General features: G+C 65.4%; 12 protein-coding genes. 6 read left to right on the forward strand and 6 right to left on the reverse strand.

The window, feature by feature from the left end; all coding sequences use genetic code 11:
• Positions 1–3: 3 nt before the first annotated feature.
• From AC1Q7F_RS20440 to AC1Q7F_RS20455, 4 genes are read right to left on the reverse strand one after another with little or no spacing between them, the layout of a single operon-like run.
• Positions 4–1575, reverse strand: coding sequence for an AMP-binding protein (locus AC1Q7F_RS20440; protein WP_492510292.1), 1572 nt, complete (start codon positions 1573–1575; stop codon positions 4–6).
• Positions 1575–3209 carry a carboxylesterase/lipase family protein gene (locus tag AC1Q7F_RS20445; RefSeq protein ID WP_492510294.1) on the reverse strand — a complete coding sequence of 545 codons (1635 nt, stop codon included), beginning with the start codon at positions 3207–3209 and terminating at the stop codon, positions 1575–1577. Before AC1Q7F_RS20445 ends, AC1Q7F_RS20440 begins: the two co-directional genes overlap by 1 nt.
• Positions 3209–4528, reverse strand: coding sequence for a spinster family MFS transporter (locus AC1Q7F_RS20450; protein WP_492510296.1), 1320 nt, complete (start codon positions 4526–4528; stop codon positions 3209–3211). The genes AC1Q7F_RS20445 and AC1Q7F_RS20450 overlap by 1 nt, the downstream gene beginning before the upstream one ends.
• Before the next feature lie 3 nt (positions 4529–4531).
• Positions 4532–6793, reverse strand: a complete 2262-nt coding sequence (locus AC1Q7F_RS20455; protein WP_492510298.1) for a TonB-dependent receptor — start codon at positions 6791–6793, stop codon at positions 4532–4534.
• A 291-nt stretch (positions 6794–7084) separates the two neighbouring features.
• Between AC1Q7F_RS20455 and AC1Q7F_RS20460 the strand changes: the two genes are divergently transcribed.
• The 5 genes from AC1Q7F_RS20460 (at position 7085) to AC1Q7F_RS20480 (ending at position 13252) form a co-directional block, all read left to right on the forward strand.
• The gene (locus AC1Q7F_RS20460; RefSeq protein WP_492510300.1) at positions 7085–9430 is read left to right on the forward strand and encodes a TonB-dependent receptor; all 2346 of its coding nucleotides are present in this window, start codon (positions 7085–7087) and stop codon (positions 9428–9430) included.
• A 76-nt stretch (positions 9431–9506) separates the two neighbouring features.
• Positions 9507–11060, forward strand: coding sequence for a bifunctional 3-(3-hydroxy-phenyl)propionate/3-hydroxycinnamic acid hydroxylase (locus AC1Q7F_RS20465; protein WP_492510302.1), 1554 nt, complete (start codon positions 9507–9509; stop codon positions 11058–11060).
• Positions 11048–11491 (forward strand): GlcG/HbpS family heme-binding protein, encoded by a 444-nt coding sequence (locus tag AC1Q7F_RS20470; protein WP_492510304.1) that lies wholly within the window; start codon positions 11048–11050, stop codon positions 11489–11491. The genes AC1Q7F_RS20465 and AC1Q7F_RS20470 overlap by 13 nt, the downstream gene beginning before the upstream one ends.
• Before the next feature lie 11 nt (positions 11492–11502).
• Positions 11503–12378, forward strand: a complete 876-nt coding sequence (locus tag AC1Q7F_RS20475) for a VOC family protein (RefSeq protein WP_492510306.1) — start codon at positions 11503–11505, stop codon at positions 12376–12378.
• A gap of 31 nt (positions 12379–12409) precedes the next feature.
• On the forward strand, positions 12410–13252 hold the full coding sequence (locus tag AC1Q7F_RS20480) for a fumarylacetoacetate hydrolase family protein (RefSeq protein ID WP_492510308.1): 843 nt from the start codon (positions 12410–12412) through the stop codon (positions 13250–13252).
• 60 nt (positions 13253–13312) lie between these two features.
• On the opposite strand, the gene AC1Q7F_RS20485 is transcribed toward AC1Q7F_RS20480, so the two are convergent.
• Complete coding sequence (locus AC1Q7F_RS20485) at positions 13313–15265, reverse strand: glycoside hydrolase family 3 protein (RefSeq protein ID WP_492510310.1); 1953 nt, start codon at positions 15263–15265, stop codon at positions 13313–13315.
• Between the two features lie 24 nt (positions 15266–15289).
• Positions 15290–16621: an MFS transporter gene (locus AC1Q7F_RS20490; RefSeq protein ID WP_492510312.1), complete on the reverse strand. Its 1332-nt coding sequence runs from the start codon at positions 16619–16621 to the stop codon at positions 15290–15292.
• A gap of 104 nt (positions 16622–16725) precedes the next feature.
• Between AC1Q7F_RS20490 and AC1Q7F_RS20495 the strand changes: the two genes are divergently transcribed.
• The gene (locus tag AC1Q7F_RS20495; RefSeq protein WP_492510314.1) at positions 16726–17622 is read left to right on the forward strand and encodes a LysR family transcriptional regulator; all 897 of its coding nucleotides are present in this window, start codon (positions 16726–16728) and stop codon (positions 17620–17622) included.
• Positions 17623–17666: the final 44 nt, after the last annotated feature.

A 17666-nucleotide genomic window follows, 5' to 3' on the forward strand; every position in this document is an offset into this window, starting at 1 on the left:
ATTTCAACCGCCACCATGTTGAATCCGCAAGCGGATTTTGTCGATCTTGCCGGTTGCTGCAAGCGGCATCGCGTCCAGCCGGATGATCGCGTCCGGCATCCACCAAGGAGCCACCTTGCCGTTCAACGGCGCCAGCAGGCCGGCATCGTCGATCATGTCGCATGTTTCCACCAGCAGAACCGGGCGCTCCCCCCATTTCGGATGGGTTCGGCCGATGACGGCGACCAGCGACACCTCCGGCAGGGCCCCCACCAGCGCCTCGATCTCCGCTGGGTTGATCCACTCGCCGCCCGATTTGATCAGATCCTTGGCCCGACCGGTGATCATCAGATTGCCGGCCGCATCAATCCGCGCCAGGTCGCCTGTGGGGAACCAGCCGGCCTTGTCGGTGGCGGGCTGGTCCTGCCCGAAATAACGATCGATGACGGCGGCCCCGCGCACTCGCAGATGTCCCTCCACCTCCCGCTGCTGTGGCAGGGGCACGCCGTCCGCGTCGGTCAGCAGCAGGTCGACCCCCACCGACGGCCGGCCAGACAGCGCGGCGTCGCGTACCGGGTCATTGGCGGGGGCGACGGTGCCCGATGGCGACAGTTCGGTCATGCCCCAACTGGTCTGCACGATGACGCCCAGCCGCCGCTCGATCCGCTCCATCAGGGCCGGGGGCAGGGGAGACCCGCCGACGATGACCCGCTCCAGGCTGGGCAGTTCCCCGCCGGTCGCGTCCAGATGTTCCACCAGCCCCAGCCAGACGGTGGGCACGCCCACGCCCACCGTGACCCCTTCGGATGCAATCAGGTGAGCAAGGCTGGTGCCGTCCGTATGGCGCCCCGGCAGCACCAGCCGCCCGCCCACCGCTGGCACGGCAAAAGGCAGACCCCAGGCATTGGCATGGAACATGGGCACGGCGACCAGCACGCTGTCGCGGCCCGACAGGGCCATGACATCGGTCTGCAACAGCTTCAGCGTATGCAGGAAGCTGGACCGGTGAGTATAGGTCACGCCCTTGGGCGCGCCGGTCGTGCCCGACGTGAAGCAGAGGCCTGAGGGTGCCGTTTCGGCAAAGCAACCCCACTGGGCATCACGCGGTGCGCCGTCGATCAACGGTTCCAGCGCGGTGGCCAGCGGCCAGTCGGCCGGGGCTGGCCCGTCGATGATCAAAACGCGGGCGATGCCGGGTGCCCGTGCGGCGACCTGACGGGCCAGCGGTATCAGGTCGGCGCTGGCCACCAGAATGCGGGCCTGCGATTGCAACAGCATCGTGGCCAGCTGTTCCGGCGTCAGGCGGGGATTCAGGGTGTGGCAGACCGCGCCCATGCCCATGATGGCATACCAGGCCTCCACATGGCCCTGGCTGTTCCAGGCCAGGGTAGCGACCCTTTCGCCCCGTCGCACCCCAAGGTCTGCCAGGATGGCGGAGACGGCCAGGCTGCGATCCATCAGCGCCGCATAGCCGACGCGGTCCGGTTGCCCGCCCTCGCGCGCCGTCACCAGCTGGGCATCGGGGTGCCATTTGGCGGCATGGCGCAGGAACTGGTCCAGCGTCAGGGGGAAATCCTGCATGGTTCCGTCCAGCATCAGCAGACATTCCCCTTGGGCGGCAGCACGGGCGAGGCGACGCCGGTATTCCAGTTCCAGGCCAGGGTGCCCGCCGCCCGGCGGCGGCAGACGGCGGTTTCATGCAGGGCGAACATGCCGGGGCGCACCCGCATGCCCGGCTTGGGCGTGCCGGCGAAGGCCATGTAACCTTCTTGCCTGCCGAAGACCGGCCATGCGGGCTGTCCATCCGCCACTGGCGACCCATCGCGGGCAAAGCTGGCCCAGTAACTGTTCATGGCGGCCGACAGCCGGCGTTCGGCGGCATTGTCCGGCACTTTGGGCCAGAGCGGCGGGGTGCGGTCGGCTGTGCCGAACACATAGGGGATTTCGGCGGCATGGAAGGCGTGCAAGCCATGTTCGTCCGCCGCCGGATAGCCATGGTCGAAAATATAGAGATAGGCACTCTGCCCCAGGGCCGTCTGGTTGCGGACCAGCCGTTCCGACGTCCAGCCATAGAGCGCGTCACGCGTGGTGGCCAGCATGCTTTCCTCCACATTGCTGGCTGGATAGAGCCGCAGGAACAGATCGGCCAGATCGCCATAGCGTTCGCGGATCATTGCCTCATAGGCGGCTGCATCGGCGGGCTTGGGTGGCAGCAGGAAACGCAGGGAGCGGATTTCCCCGCTGTTGAATCCGGTCAGGATGGGTACCGGTGCCTGCTGCCCCTTGTCGAAAATCTCGACCAGCTGGGCCGGCAGCACCTTGCCATCGACGGTGCCGAAGGGGATGTAGCCGGCCTTCACCGCTTCCGCCGTCAGGGTTTCCGGGTCCATGGCGCGCAAGGCGGCGATATCGGCGGCGCCGACCTTGCCGGCCACATAGGTGCCGATCGCCTCCGCCGCGAATTCCCCGTTGCGGGGCTGTTTCAGGTCGGGCGTGGAGATCATATAGGCGCTTTGCGCTATGGCCTTGCCGAACAGGCCCCTGGCCTGGGGCGCGGCCATCAGATACATGACCGACAGGGCGCCGGCGGACTCCCCCGCCACGGTAACATTGCCGGCAGCGCCGCCAAAGGCCCCGATATTGTCGCGGACCCAGCGCAGGGACGCGATCTGGTCCAGCAGGCCGTAATTGCCGGAAATTCCCTCGGGATTCTCCGCACTCAACCCCGGATGCGCCAGATAGCCCAGGATGCCCAGCCGGTAATTGATGGAGACGACAACCAGCCCCTGTGTGGCCAAGGCCGATCCATCATACATCTCCTCATGCCCGTAGCCGCCGGTCAGCGACCCGCCATGGATCCAGACCAGGACAGGGGCATTCTTCGCCCCTTCCGGTGCCCAGATGTTCAGGGACAGGCAATCCTCCCCCATCTCCTTGGGCGGGTTGGCGTAGATACTGGCCAGACGCGGGCGCGGCTGCACACAGGCGCGGCCCGCCTCACCCGCATCGCGCACCCCTGTCCAGGCGGGCAGCGGTTCCGGCGCCTTCCAGCGCCGGTCGCCCACGGGCGGCTGGGCATAGGGGATGCCCTTGAAGACATTCACCCCGTCCTTGGCGCGGCCGGCAACGGCGCCTGCCGGGGCGGTGATGGTGGGATTGTCCTGCGCCATCGCGGTCAAGGACAGAAAGGTGGCCGCCGCACAGACGCCCAGGCGAAGGGAAAGGCGCATCAGCGGCCTCCGTTCCGGTTTGCAACGCCCTTCAGCACCCGCGCCAGCACCAGGAACATGCCGATCGCCAGGAAATAGAAGGGGATCAGGGTGTAAAAGGCCAATTGCAGGGAATTGTCGGGGTTGGTGGCCCGGAAATAGTCGCTGGCGGCACCCAGATATGTCGGGCCCAATCCCAGCCCGATCATGTTCATGACCAGCAGCAGCAGGGCGCCCGACATCACCCGCTGATTGGGACGCACCGCCTCCTGCACCAGGGCCACGGCGGGCGACAGGTAGAAATAGTTGAAGAAGGTCGGCCCGATCAGGAACAAGAGCGCCAGTTCCCAGCCCGGGGCCCAGACGAAGCCCGCGAAGAACGGCACCGCCCCCACCAGACCCACGGCGGGGATCAGGGCATAGGCCTGCCGGTAGCGCACAGAGTACCGGTCGATCAGGCGGCCCGACGCATACATGCCCAGGCTGATACCCACCCCGATCAGCAGCGCGTAATAGAGCGCCACTTCACCCAGGCTCATCCCCTTTTCCCGCATCAGGAACAGGACTGTGAAATTCATCACCGCATAGGTGACAAACTGCGTGGCCCCACAGGCCAGCGACAGCAGCAGCAAATCTTTGCGGCGGAAGAACATGGACACGGTTTCCATGAACCCGGCCTTTTCCATCGGGGCTGGTGCTGCACCCGCCGCCGGCTGATCCAGCCCGCCGCGCTTGGGCTCCCGGATGGTGGCCCAGACCACGGCCGCCGCGACGATGCCCACCGCGCCCAGCACCACGAAGGCACTGCGCCAGCTATAGGCGGCGGCGATGGAGGCCCCAAACGCCACGCCCATCGCCTGACCCAGCGGCGGTCCCAGATTGAACAGGCCCAGTGCGGTGCCCCGGCGGCCCGGTGAGAAATAGTCGGTGATGATGGCGTAGGAGGGGGGAACACCCCCGGCCTCTCCCACCCCCACGGCCATGCGGGCGGCGACCAGTTGCGGATATGTGGCGGACAGGCCGCAGGCCACGGTCGCCGCACTCCACAGCGCACAGGCGATGGACAGCACCTTCACCCGGTTCGCCCGGTCGGCCAGCCAGGCCACGGGGATGGAAATGGTGCAGTAGAACAGCGCGAAATACAGCCCGCTTATCAGACCCAACTGCCCATCGGTGACGCCCAGATCATCCTGGATGGGCTTGGCCAGGATCGACAGCAGCTGTCGGTCCAGGAAATTCAGCACATAAACGAAGCAGAGGGCACCCAGCACATACCAGGCGCGGGCGTCCGGCGGCGGGTGGGCCGCCGGACTGTTCAGGGGGGAAGGGGCGGCCTTCATCGCTTAATACTCATAGCCGACGCGCACACCCACCGTGCGCGGCCGCATCGTGCCGAAGCGGCTGGCCAGGAAGGCTTCCGGGTGGATGTAGGTGATCGAATGATCGTCGAACAGGTTCTCCACATAGGCGGTGGCTGTCCAGTTCCCCTTGGTCACCCCGAAGCTGGCATTGACGTTGCTGTAGCTGTCGGTATGGCCATAGGTGGGCAGCATGTTGTTGGGCTGGCCCGGCACGCGCGGGAAGGAGCTGGGGAAGGAGCCGACATGCTGCCAGTTGGCGGTGGCGAAGCCATCCAGCTCCGGCGCCAGATTGACCCAGTACTGGGCGAAGACCGACCCCTGGAAATGCGGCGATGACAGGCGCGCACCCTTCACCGCACCGGAGATCGCGGCTTCCGCGTCGGTCAGCTTCGTCACCTTGGCATCGTTCAGGGAACCGTTCAGGCCGATGGTCAGGCCCGTGGCCGGTACGGCGGCGATTTCAAACTCAATGCCCTTGCTGCGCGCAGCCCCGATATTGGTGGCGAACTGCACGCTGTCCGACGTGCGGTTGGCCTGGACCTGGATGTTCTTCCAGTCGATATAATAGGCGGCCAGATGTGCCGTCAACTTGCCGTTCAGCCAGCGGCCCTTCAGCCCCAGCTCATAATTGGTCAGATCGTCGGAACTGGCGCCATAGGGGATGATCAGGTCATTGGCATTCACCACACTGGGTCGCCCGGCATAGGCATTGACCACGGGGGCCCGGAAGCCGGTGGAGACGCTGGCATAGGTGGTAATGGCCTCGCTGGCCCTGTAGGAGGCGCTGACCTTGTAGGAAGGCTTGGAGCCCTTGGCCTTCACGCCGGTGGCGGCGGGGATGGGCACCATGGCCAGCGGCCCGGACTGCCCGGTCAGGGCATAGGTCAGATAGGCGGAATTGTACCCGCCCTCGGTGAAGCCCTGCGCGTCCAGCCGGCCATAGCGCAGGCCACCGGTCAGCCAGAATTTCTCGTTGACGTGATAGGTCAGCTCACCGAACCCCGCCAGTTCATGCGAGATCGTGTGGACATACTGGCGCTGGTAATATTCATCCGGCAGGCCGGTGATGCGGCGTGCCGCCAGGAAGGCCGGTGAAGAGCGGTAGAAATAATCCACGTCGTGCCGGCGATCCAGATAGAAGCCGCCGATGGTCCAATCCCAATCGCCACCGGGATCGGACGCCAGCCGCACCTCCTCCACGAACGTGTCCTGATAGCCATTGGCATCCAGGCCGAAGGCGATGGCCTGATTGAAGGTCCCGGCCAGATCGACGTGGAATTTCTGGTCGAAGGTGGAATATGTCGATGAACTGGTCAGCTTGGCGCCGTCGAACTGGTATTCCAGTGTGGCGTTATAGGTGGTCAGCACGCCGGAATAGAGGTCGGGTCGGTCGGAAATCCGCTTTTCCTTGCCCAACGATGGGCTGGTCAGCGAACTGTCGCGGGGATTGCTTTCCTCACGCGAGGCCAGGAAGCGTATCGACAGGTCTTCCGACGGCTTCCATTGCAGGATAGAGCGCCCACCCCAGCTTTCCAGCGTGTTAGAATTGTGGGTGCCGGTGCCGACATTGTCGAGATAGCCTTCCTCATGCCGGTAGAAGCCGACCACGCGCAGCGCCAGTTCATCCTCCACCAGGGGCGTGTTCAGCATCAGGTTATAGCGCTGGCGCAGGCTGTCGGACCCGGTCAGGCCGAAATCCACCTGGCCGGCGGCATCGAATTTCCGCAGATCCGGGCTCCTGGTCAGGATGCGCATAGCGCCCGACAGAGAGCCGGAGCCAAACAGCGTGCCCTGCGGCCCGCGCAGGAATTCCACCCGTTCCACATCGAACAGGGTCGGGTCCAGCACCGTGGTGTTGCCGATGGTGGAGATGGGCAGTTCGTCGATATAGACGGCCACCGTGCTTTGCAGGTTGGCGCCATAGCCATTGGTGGCAATGCCGCGCGCCGTGAAATTGTTGAAATTGGCGCTGGGCCGGTTCAACACGACGCCCGGCGTTTCCCGCGCCAGCCCCTCATACCCGACCACGCCCTTGATATTCAGGTCTTCCTGCGAGAAGGCGGTGATGGATAGCGGCACCTCACTGATATTCTGGGCGCGGCGGGTGGCGGTGACGATGATTTCCTGCAGCGTATCTTCCTGCGCGGCAGGCTTGCGCGTGGATGATGCTTCCTGCGCCATCGCCTGGGTCGAAATGGTGATCAGCGCGACCGCGCAAGCGGACGCGAGCAGCTTGGCCCTCATGTGAAGCGTTCTCCCATATGACCGCCGGTCGTTATCGCCAGCGTGCCAGGGGAGGATGGGGCAAGGTCTGTCAGCTGTCAACATTCACTATCGTGTGTGTGAATATTATTTATGATGCGTTTTGTCAGGCCCTCCCGACCGGTCGATGACAGGTTCAGTCATAAGTAAAGTTTGGTACGATCGCACTTTTCATCATTGGACATTGATGCTGGGGAGCGGCACTTCCTTGTCAAAACAGTTTCCGGTCCGGCCGATTGCCGCACCGGCCATGTTGTGAAGGGAGGATCAAGAATGACGTTCAAGCCCCGCCACCGGTGTTATCTGCTGGCCACCACCATGCTGGTTGCCGCCACCCTGCCGGCCCACGCCCAGCAGGCCGAGGAAAGCTTCGTCCTGGAGGAGATCGTGGTGACGGCGCAGAAACGAGCCGAGCGCCTGCAAGACGTGCCGCTGGCCGTCAGCGCCCTGTCCGCCGATGCCCTGGCCCAGTCCCAGGTCAACAGCACGGCCGGTGTAGCAGCGCTGGTGCCGTCGCTGACCTATACCCAGTCGACCAGCGACCTGAACAACAATGTCCGCATCCGCGGTGTCGGCACGGCCCTGTTCAATGCCGGCCTGGAATCGGCGGTGTCCTTCGTAGTGGACGGCGTCGTCATGTCTCGCCAGGGCCAGGGCTTCCAGGATCTGATCGATGTGGAGCGGGTGGAGGTGCTGCGCGGCCCTCAAGGTACGCTGTTCGGCAAGAACGCCACTGCCGGCGTCATCAACATCGTCACCAAGCGCCCCTCGCGTGACTTTGAGGGCGTGGCCGAGGTCGGGATCGCCGAACAGGGTGAGTACCGGGCCCGGGCGTCAGTTTCCGGCCCGCTGAGCGAAACGGTGGGTGCCCGGCTGACCGGCTATTACACCGACAATCGCGGCTATGTGTATGATCATGGCCGTGGCGAGCATGTCTATGGCGGCCGCGATGTCGGTGTGCGCGGCAAGGTGGAATGGCATGCGACGGATGATCTGAACATCCTGTTCACTGCCGACCTGCGCGACAGCGACAGCGATTGCTGCCAACCCATCCCATACCTGACCACCAATAGTGTCCTGGCCGGGGTGCGCGCGCCCGTCGTGGCGTCGTCGGACAATCGCAGCGTCACCAGCGGCGACACGCGCACCTTCTCCAATTCCGAACAGGCCGGCGGCTCGATCGAGGCGAACCTGGATCTGGGTGACCACACGATCATTTCGGTCACCGCCTTGCGCAACTGGACGCTGGAGAACAATGTTGACGTGGATGGTTTCAATACCGCCACGCCGCTCTATCTGCCATTCGGCAATGGCTATTTCGGGGTCAATGGCGGCACGGCCGATATCAATCAGTTCACCCAGGAACTGCGGTTGGCCTCTGCCGATACCGGGCCGCTGTCCTATACGCTGGGCCTGTTCTATTTCAATCTGGACCTGGATCGCGCCTTCACCCGTCGCGTCGGCGGCTGCGTGACGCCGGGGACGGCGTTCGGCCAGCCCTGCGCCACCTCCTTCTTCTCGTCCGCGAGCCATGTCGCCAATACCAAGACGGACAATTACGCCGCCTTCGGCCAGATCGAGTATGATTTGACCGACGCGCTGTCCGCCTTTGCCGGCTTCCGGTTGCAGCGGGAAACCGTGTCCTATAGCGGTACCCGCACCGGTACGGCACCTTATGCCGGCGACCGGCTGCTGTTCGCGGCCTCCACCGGGTCGGGCAAGGTGTCGGACAATGACCTGTCGGGCAAGGCTGGCCTTAAATATGAGATCGACCGTGATGCGCAGACCTATTTCACCTGGTCGCGCGGCTATAAGGGGCAGGGCTATGACGTTGAACTGACGGCGAATTTCGCCGGACAGACGCCGGTGCGCCCGGAAACGGTGAATTCCTATGAACTGGGCTGGAAGCAGCAGGCTCTGGATGGCCGCCTGATCCTGAACAGTGCTCTGTTCTATGCCAAATATCAGGATTTGCAGGTCCAATCGACCATCGCGCCCAACGTGTCGGTGCCCACTAATGCCGGCAATTCCGTCTCCAAGGGGGCGGAGCTGGAGTTCCAGGCGCGGGCGTCATCGGCGTTGAGCATCAATGGCGGCGTCACCTTCCTGGACGCCACGTTCGATGCCGATCGCATCGCCTGTGCCCTGCCGGCCCAGGCCACGCCCGTCACGTTGGCCACGGGGGCGGCGGAGCCGGCCAATACCTGCTTCCGCCTGGGCAATGGTACGGTCCAGAATGTGCGTGGCGGCGATCTGCCCAACGCCCCGCGCTGGCGCGGCAATATCAATGTCCGCTACGAGGATGAGATCGCGGCCGACTGGAACGGTTTCGCCCAGGTCGGGTTCAACAGCCAGAGCGCCGTCACCTTCTCGCTGGAACAGGATGAGGGGCTGGAGCAGGGCGGTTATAGCACGGTGGACCTGTCGTTCGGTGTGCTGTCGCAGGATGACCGCTATCAGCTGACGCTCTATGTCCGCAACCTCACGGACAAGAATTTCGCCGTCGGCATGCAGCGCGACAACATCCTGACCAATGCCGCCAATCCCGGCAACATCCTCTACTTCACCTCCAAGGAAGCGTCGCGCTACATGGGCGGCACCTTCCGCGTGAAGTTCTGATCCTCCCTGGGGCCGGCATATGCCTATCCAGGGCAGTGCCGGCCCTTTCTTTCCCGAAGGGACAAGCAAGGCAGCCATGATCCATGATGTCGCCATTGTCGGCTGCGGTCCCGTTGGCGCCACGGCTGCCAACCTGCTGGGCCGGGCCGGATTGTCGGTTCTGGTGCTGGAGCGCGAGCCGGACCCCCACCCGCTGCCGCGCGCCGTCCATATCGACCATGAGATGATGCGTATCTTCCAGGGTATCGGCCTGATCGACCGGCTGCTGCCCTTGATGCGCGAAACAGACGGGCACCTGCATATCGGCGCCGATGGCGGGGCCATCCGCTATCTGGGCACCGCCGGCCGGGCACGGCCCTTCGGCTGGGCCAATGACTATTTCTTCTATCAGCCGGAACTGGAAGCCAGCCTGCGCGACGCACTGGAAGCCTATCCGCATGTCGATCTGCTCTTAGGCGCTGAACTGGTCGGGCTGGTGCAGGGAGACGACCATGTCACCCTGCGTCTGGCCGATGGCGGGCAGGCGCAGGCCCGCTATGTCATCGCCTGCGACGGTGCGCGCAGCAGCGTGCGCAAGGCGCTGGACCTGCGGCTGGATGATCTGGATTTCGAGGAACCGTGGCTGGTGGTGGACGCGGAGGTGGATGGCCCCATCCATTTCCCGCCCTTCACCGGTGTGCCGGATGAGGCGGACCTGCAGCGCCTGTCGGTCATGCTGTGCGATCCCAAACGTCCGGCCACCATAGTGCCGGGGCGTGGCAATCATCGCCGCTGGGAATTCATGCTGCTGTCCGGTGAGGATGACCGGGAGATGATGGGGCCGACGCAGGTGGCCGGCCTGATCGGCCCCTGGGTGGATACCGCCCCGCATCGGCTGGTGCGGGCGGCTACCTATCGCTTCCATGGACTGGTGGCATTCGACTGGCAGGCGGGCCGGGTGTTCCTGGCCGGTGATGCCGCCCACCAGACCCCGCCCTTCTTCGGCCAGGGCATGTGCCACGGGCTGCGTGATGTGGCCAATCTGGCATGGAAACTGGAACTGGTGCTGAAGGGTTTGGCCGCGCCCGCCCTGCTGGAAACCTATCAGCCGGAACGCGATCCGCATGTGCGCGCCGTGATCGGGGCCGCTGTGGCGGCAGGGCGTTATATCTGTGAGCTGGACCCCGCCCTGGCGGCGGAGCGTGACGCGGAGATGCGGCGCCGGGCGGTACTGTCGGGTGCTACGGCCGCCGATCTGATCCCGCCCTATCGGGCCGGCGTGGTCGGCGCCGGCGGCGGGGAGCGCTTTATCCAGCCTATGGTGACGGATGCGCAAGGCCAGCGCCGGTTGCTGGATGATGTGACAGGCGGTGGCTGGGTGCTGTTGCGCGGCGCCGATGCGACCGCCACGGCGTTGCCGCCGGCCCTGGGCGTGAAATCGCTGATGATCGGTCGCGACCTGTTGGATGATACCGGCATGCTGGCCGCTTGGTTCGACCGGCATGGGCTGGGCTCCGGCGCCTCGATCCTGCTGCGCCCGGATGCCTATCTGTTTGGCATTGCCGTGGATGACGCGGCCCTGGCTGCCCTGGTCGATGAACTGACCGCCAAACTTCACCTGCAACCGGAGAGGATCGCATGTTCAGCCTGACCCTTGCCGCCGCCGGCACCATCGTTGATGCTGCCCTGGCCGAGGCCCGCCGCCAGGGTTTCGCCCCGCTCTGCGTCGCCGTGCTGGATGCCGGTGCGCATCTGGTGGCTTTGAAGCGCGAGGATGGCGCCAGCCTGATGCGCCCGCAGATCGCCATCGCCAAGGCCACTGGCGCCCTGGGCATGGGCTATGGCAGCCGCGAGCTGGCGCGCCGGGCCAATGCCGCCCCCACCTTCTACAACGCCCTGTTCGCCATCAGCGGCGGGGCCATGGCGCCCTCGCCGGGAGGCGTGCTGATCCGGGATGGGGCCGGCGCGCTGATCGGCGCTGTCGGCATCAGCGGTGACACCGGGGATGCCGATGAGACCTGCGCCGTTGCCGGGGTGAATGCGGCGGGGCTGGTGGCCGATCCCGGCCTGCCGCCGGCTTGAAGGAGGATGTGATGCGTCTGCGCAGCATCGAACTGAACCTGGCCGGCGCCGACGCGGCGGCCGATTTCCTGACCAGCATCTGGGGGCTGGCCCCGGCGGAGACCGAGGTGGACGGCACGCGCTATCTGCGCGGGTCCGGTCCTTTCCCCTATCTGGTGGCATTGACCGAAGCCGATGGCCCCTCCATCCGCTGCACGACCTTTGTCAGCGATGAAGCCAGCGTGGCCGGTATCGCCACCCGCGCCCGTGCCGCCGGCTGGCCGGTACAGGATACGGTCTCGACCGATCCCGGTGGTGGCCAGGGCATCCTTGTGCAGTTGCCGGAGGGGGAGGTGTTCCGCCTCCTGTACGGTGCCGCCGAGGTCGCGCCCATCGACGGCCGTGACCTGCCGGTGAAGCTGACCCATGTCGTCATGAACGCCACCGATGCCGAGGCGACGGCCCGTGCCGCTGAACAGGTGCTGGGCTTCCGCGTGTCGGACCGCACCAAGGGCATGGTCTTCGTCCGCTGCAACAATTCCCACCATTCGGTGGCATTCGCGCGGGCGGGCCACAGCTCGCTGAACCATATCGCCTTTGAAATGAACGATCTGGACGCCGTGATGCGCGGCATCGGACGGCTGCGCGACAGTGGCCTGGTGCCGGCCTGGGGGCCGGGTCGACACGGGCCGGGCGACAATGCCTTTGCCTATTTCGTCGCCCCGTTCGGCGCCGTGGTGGAATTCTCCACCGCTGTGGAGATCGTGCCCGACGATTACCATGTCGGCGCCCCCGAAGACTGGACCTGGCCGCAGAACCGCATCGATCAGTGGGGCATCTCCGACAAGGACGTGGCCGCCCTGGCCGAAGCCGAACGCAATTTCCATTATCGCCCGCTGGTGGCGTGACCCTTTCCCCTATCGCTGGAAACCATCCGACATGAAACTGATCAGCTTCCGCCATCAGGGCCGGGACAGCTATGGCCTGGTCCGCGACCAGCAGGTCCTGGATCTGGGTGCCGTGGCCGGTGCCACTGCACCCGACCTGAAATCCGCTATCGCCAACGGCCTGCTGGCCGATCTGGTCGGCCGTGACTCCCCGTCGCTGGCGTTTGATGCCGTCACGCTGCTGCCGACAATTCCCAATCCGGGCAAGATATTCTGCGTTGGCCACAATTACGAGGAGCACCGCCAGGAGACGGGCCGCGCCAAGGTGGGCCATCCGTCGATCTTCACCCGCTTCGCCGACACGCTGACCCAACATGGCGGCCCCATCATCCGACCCCGCGTCTCCACCAGTCTGGATTTCGAAGGCGAATTGGCCATCGTGATCGGCAAGGGCGGGCGCCATATCGATGAGGCCGACGCTATGGCCCATATCGCCGGCTTCACCTGCGCCAACGACGCCTCGGTGCGCGACTGGCAGTGGCATACCCAGCAATTCACGCCGGGTAAGAACTTCCCCGCCACGGGTGGCCTGGGCCCCTGGCTGGTGACGCCGGACGAGATCGCGGACCTGCCTTCTGTCACGCTCACCACCCGCCTGAATGGCGAGGTGGTGCAGCAGGCGCCGCTGGCCGACCTGATCTTCCCGCTGCCGGTGATCGTCGCCTACCTCTCCACCTTCACGCCGCTGTCGCCGGGCGATGTCATCCTGACCGGGACGCCGGGTGGGGTGGGGGCCAAGCGCGAACCGCCGCTATGGATGAAGCCGGGCGACGTGGTGGAGGTGGATATCTCCGGTGTTGGCCTGTTACGCAATGAGATTGTTGACGAATCGTAATGAAAAAGGGGCGGTTTTCACCGCCCCTTTTCTTTTAATTTCGATACCGGTTTGATGCTGTTATCCCTTTAGTCCGAAACCGGTCGGGTAGAGTGGCTTGTCACTGTCGGAAGACACGTCGGGCAACTGCTTTTCCACCGCCTGCATAGAGGAGGGCAGTTCGAATGGCAGCTTGCCGGTGAACGTGGCCTTGCCGGTCAGCAGGTCCAGCAGTGCGTCGTCGGAGGCGCCGAAATCGACGATCAGAACGGTGGCCTTGTCCTTGATCGGGCCCAGGATGGCTGGCCGGTCCAGATAGGTACTGACCATCACCGGTAATCCTGCGGCAGCGGCCCGTTCCACGGCCAGCCGGTCGGCATTGTCGGGCGCGAAGGCCAGCGATCCTTCATGATGGCGGGAGCCGAAGAAATAGGCCGGGCGCGTCGTGAAGGGGGTGGCGATGCGCATCAGCGCCACATCGGCCTGTTCCGGGCTGTCCACGATGGTGAAGCCGCGGGCCTTCACGGCGTCGGCATCCATCTTCCACAGCCAGGCACGCGGCCTTTTGGCCGGGTCCATCGGCAAGGCACCGTTCGCTGCCTCCAGCAGCACCAGCGACCGGCGCTGGGCCTCCAGCGCCTTTTCCCGGTCGGCCGGGGCCCCGACGATGCGCTCCGCCGCGTCGGCATCGACATACGGGTTCTCGAAAAGGCCCAACTGGAACATCACCATCAGCATGCGGCGCACCGACAGGTCGATGCGCTCAGGTGTGATGCGGCCGCTTTCCACCAGCGTGACCAGGATGTCGGGGTCCATGATGCCGCCGAACTGGTCCACCCCGGCATCCAGGGACTTGGCGAAACGGTCGGGCTTGGACAGGGCCTCCACGCCCCACGGCATGCCGACCTCGTCATGCTTCAGGGTGCCTTGCAGGCAGGGCGTCAGGCAATCATCGGTGATCTTCCAGTCGGTCAGGACGAATCCGTCGAACCGGTAGGTGTCGCGCAGCAGTTCGGTCAGCATCTGGCGGCTGAAGCCGGCGGCCACCTTTTCCGCCGGGCGGCCATTGATGGTCACGCTGTCCGGCAGCATGCCATAGGTGGGCATGACGCCGGTGGCGCCGGCCCGGAAGGCGCCCTTGAACGGGGCGACATGTTGGTCGAACCAACCGCCGGGAAAGGCGATATCGCGGCCATAGGGATTGTGTGCATCGTACCCTTCGGGCTGCGCGCCATAGCCCGCCCAATGCTTGACCACGGTGGCCACACCGCCCGGCGCCAAGCCGTCCCTGGCCCCCTGGAACCCCTCCACATAGGCCTGCACGAAGGTTTCCACCTTGGCCGGATCGTCGCCGAAGGTGCCGTTGGTGCGTGGCCAGCGCGGCTCGCTCGCCAGGTCGGCCATGGGGGACAGGGCCAAGCTGATGCCCATGGCGCGATATTCCCGCGCTGCGATACGCCCGAATTCGCGCACCAGTTCGCGGTCGCCGGATGCAGCCATGCCCGGCGGTTCCGGCCATTGCGTGGATTTGCCGGCACTGACGCTGAGCCCGAATGTCGCCTGGAAATGGTTGCGCGGGTCGGAACTGATGACCAGCGGGATGCCCAGCCGTGTCTCCTCCGCCAGCTTCTGCGCGCCATTGGCCATCGCCGCCATCTCGCGCGGGGTGACGGAGACGCGGTTGATGTAGAAGCGGATATGCCGGTCGCGGATCTGCGGGGCGATGGCCGCCAGGTCCCAGGGATTGCGCAAGCCCCCGTTCAGGCCCGGCGGATTGCCATGCATCAGCAGGCCGGCCTTCTCGTCCAGGCTCATGCGGCCCGTCAGGTCGGCGGCGCGGTCGGCCGGGGACAGGCGCCAATCCTCATACCCGTCCAGCTTGCCATTGCGGTTCAGGTCCTTGAAGCCCTGGCCATCGGCCTGGATCACCGGCGCGGTGCGGTATCCTAGGGCGGGCTGCGCCGGGGTGCCGGCATGGGCGGCGGCGGCCAGGGCCAGGATGGCGGCCAGACTGGCTGGCAGGTGCTTTCTCATTAAGGCGAAACCTCTTTCCAGGGATCAGGCGGCCAAGGCGGGGCGAAGCCCATGGCGGCGGGCCAGGAAGATGGCGGCGGCCCCGAACTGCGCCAGGGCCAGCAGCGACAGGGTGACCCAAAGGGCACCGGATGCCTGCTGGGCCATGCCGATGATCAGCGGGCCCATGACGCCACCGATGCGGTTGACACCGACGGCGATACCCACGGCTGTACTGCGCAGGCCGGTTTCATAGCTCATGGCGATGAAATTATTCATCACCGCCTGCGCCCCGAACACGCAGGCCCCGACCAGGGCGACCACGACCCAGGCGACGTCCGTGCCGATGGTGGGGATCAGCAGCAGCAGCGTGGCCGCCCCGCCCAGGAAGCCGGCGGCCATGCTGTTGACCTGCCCATACCGGTCGGCCAGCCAGCCGCCGATGCCGCCGCCTACGATCTGCATGGTCATCAGCAGGGAGCCATAGGCGAATGCCATCTCCACCGCCGCCCCCTGTTCCAGGATGATGCTGGGCAGCCAGCCGGACAGGCCATGGAGGCAGAACAGGCTGAAGGCCCCCGCCACCCAGATGGAAAGCGTCACGCTGCGATAGCGGGGGCTCAGCAGGGCGCCGACATTGGTGCTGCCGGTTGCCGCCTCCCCCGACAGGAATTGCGTGGCGGCGGCATAGGCGGCGGCCCGTTCTGGCCGGGCGCGCGACAGGATGGCGGCCACGTCCGCATGCCGGCCCTTGGCCACCAGGAAGCGCACGGATTCCGGCAGCAGCCTGTACCCAACCAGGGCGGCGGGCAGGGCCAGAGCGCCGATGGCATACAGGCCGTGCCAGCCGAAATGCGGCGCGATGGCGATGCCGCCCAAACCCGCCGCGATCCCGCCCAGCGAGAAGGGCAGCACGAAGGCCAGCGTGGCATAGCGGTTGGCGCAGCGCTGTGGTGCCCATTCATTGATATAGACGAAAGCCAGCGGCGAGATCATGCCCAGGCAGATGCCCAGCAGCCCGCGCAGCACACAGAAGATCACGAAACTCGGCGCCCACAGCCATAGCGCCAGGCTGGCCAGCCCCAATCCCGTCACGGCCCCCAGCAGCACGCGGCGGCGGCCCAGGCGGTCGGCCAGCGGCCCCTGTAACAGCGCACCCGACGCCAGGCCCGCGATGCCGATGGACAGCATCAGCCCGATCTGGAACGCGCTCAACGCCCATTGCGCCTTTACATAGGGCGCCACATAGGCGGCGTTGAACAGGTCGTAGCCATCGATGAACAGGATGGCGCCCATCAGCAGGGCGAAGCGTACATGGAAGGAGGCCAGCCCCATCTCGCCCAGCTCGCGGGCCACGTTGATCGCACGATCGGACATTTTTTCCTCCGATGCCGGACTTCGCCAGCTTCATGGTTCACCGTTGACACCGTTCAGCACCCCCTGTCAAATAATGATAATCGGCTTTGTCATAGGTTTAAGTTATGGCTGTTGAAGCAAGCCAGATCGCCAATCTGCTGGCGATCGCCAAGTACGGTTCCTTCACGCGGGCGGCGGAAGAGAAGGGGATTTCCCAACCGGCCCTGTCCAATTCCATCGCCCTGCTGGAACAGCGGCTGGGCGTGCGCGTGCTGGAACGCACGCGGCGCGGTTCGACCCTGACCCCCTATGGCGAGATCCTGGTGCGCCGGGCTGAAGGCGTGCTGTCGCTATTGTCGGATGCGGAGACGGAGGTCAAGCGCCGGTCGGCCGGTGTTGCCGGCCCCTTGCGCATCGGCGCCACGCCCAGTGTGCTGGCCACATTGCTGCCAGCGGCGCTGCGGGAATTGCTGGCGGATGCGGGGCCGGTGGATATCGAGATCGTGGATGGCTTGGACGACATGCTGGTGCCGATGCTGCGGTCGGGCGCCATCGACATCATCGTCGGGCCGGTGGCGGAGATGTTTCGCAGCCCGGATGACGTGCTGGAACATGTGCTGGTCCAGGACCCGTTCGCCGTGGCCGTCGGCCCGGACAGCGCTTTCTTCCAGCGGGACAAGGTGACTCTGGCGGAACTGGCCGACGCCAAATGGGTGCTGCCCCGGCCGGGCAGCACCTATCGCCGGCATGTGGAGGCGCTGTTCATGACCAGCGGCATTCCCTGGCCGCAAAACTGCATCCTGGCCAATTCCCTGCCGGTGCTGGAAAGCCTGGTGCGGTTTTCCAGCTGCGTCACCATCGTCTCTTCGGTGCAGATCAGCGAGGGGAACAGCGATTTCAAGGTGCTGACACTGGATGGCGCGGGCCATCGCTCCATCGGCTACAAACTGCGCCGCAACATGCGGCCCAGCCCCCTGCTGGAACAGTTCTGTGCCGTATTGAAGGTGTTTTTCGACCGCTGATCGTTCTGCGGAACCCCCGCCATCCAAGCCTATATCGTGAACGT

The organism is Niveispirillum sp. GW835-FHT14G11 (assembly GCF_058793615.1).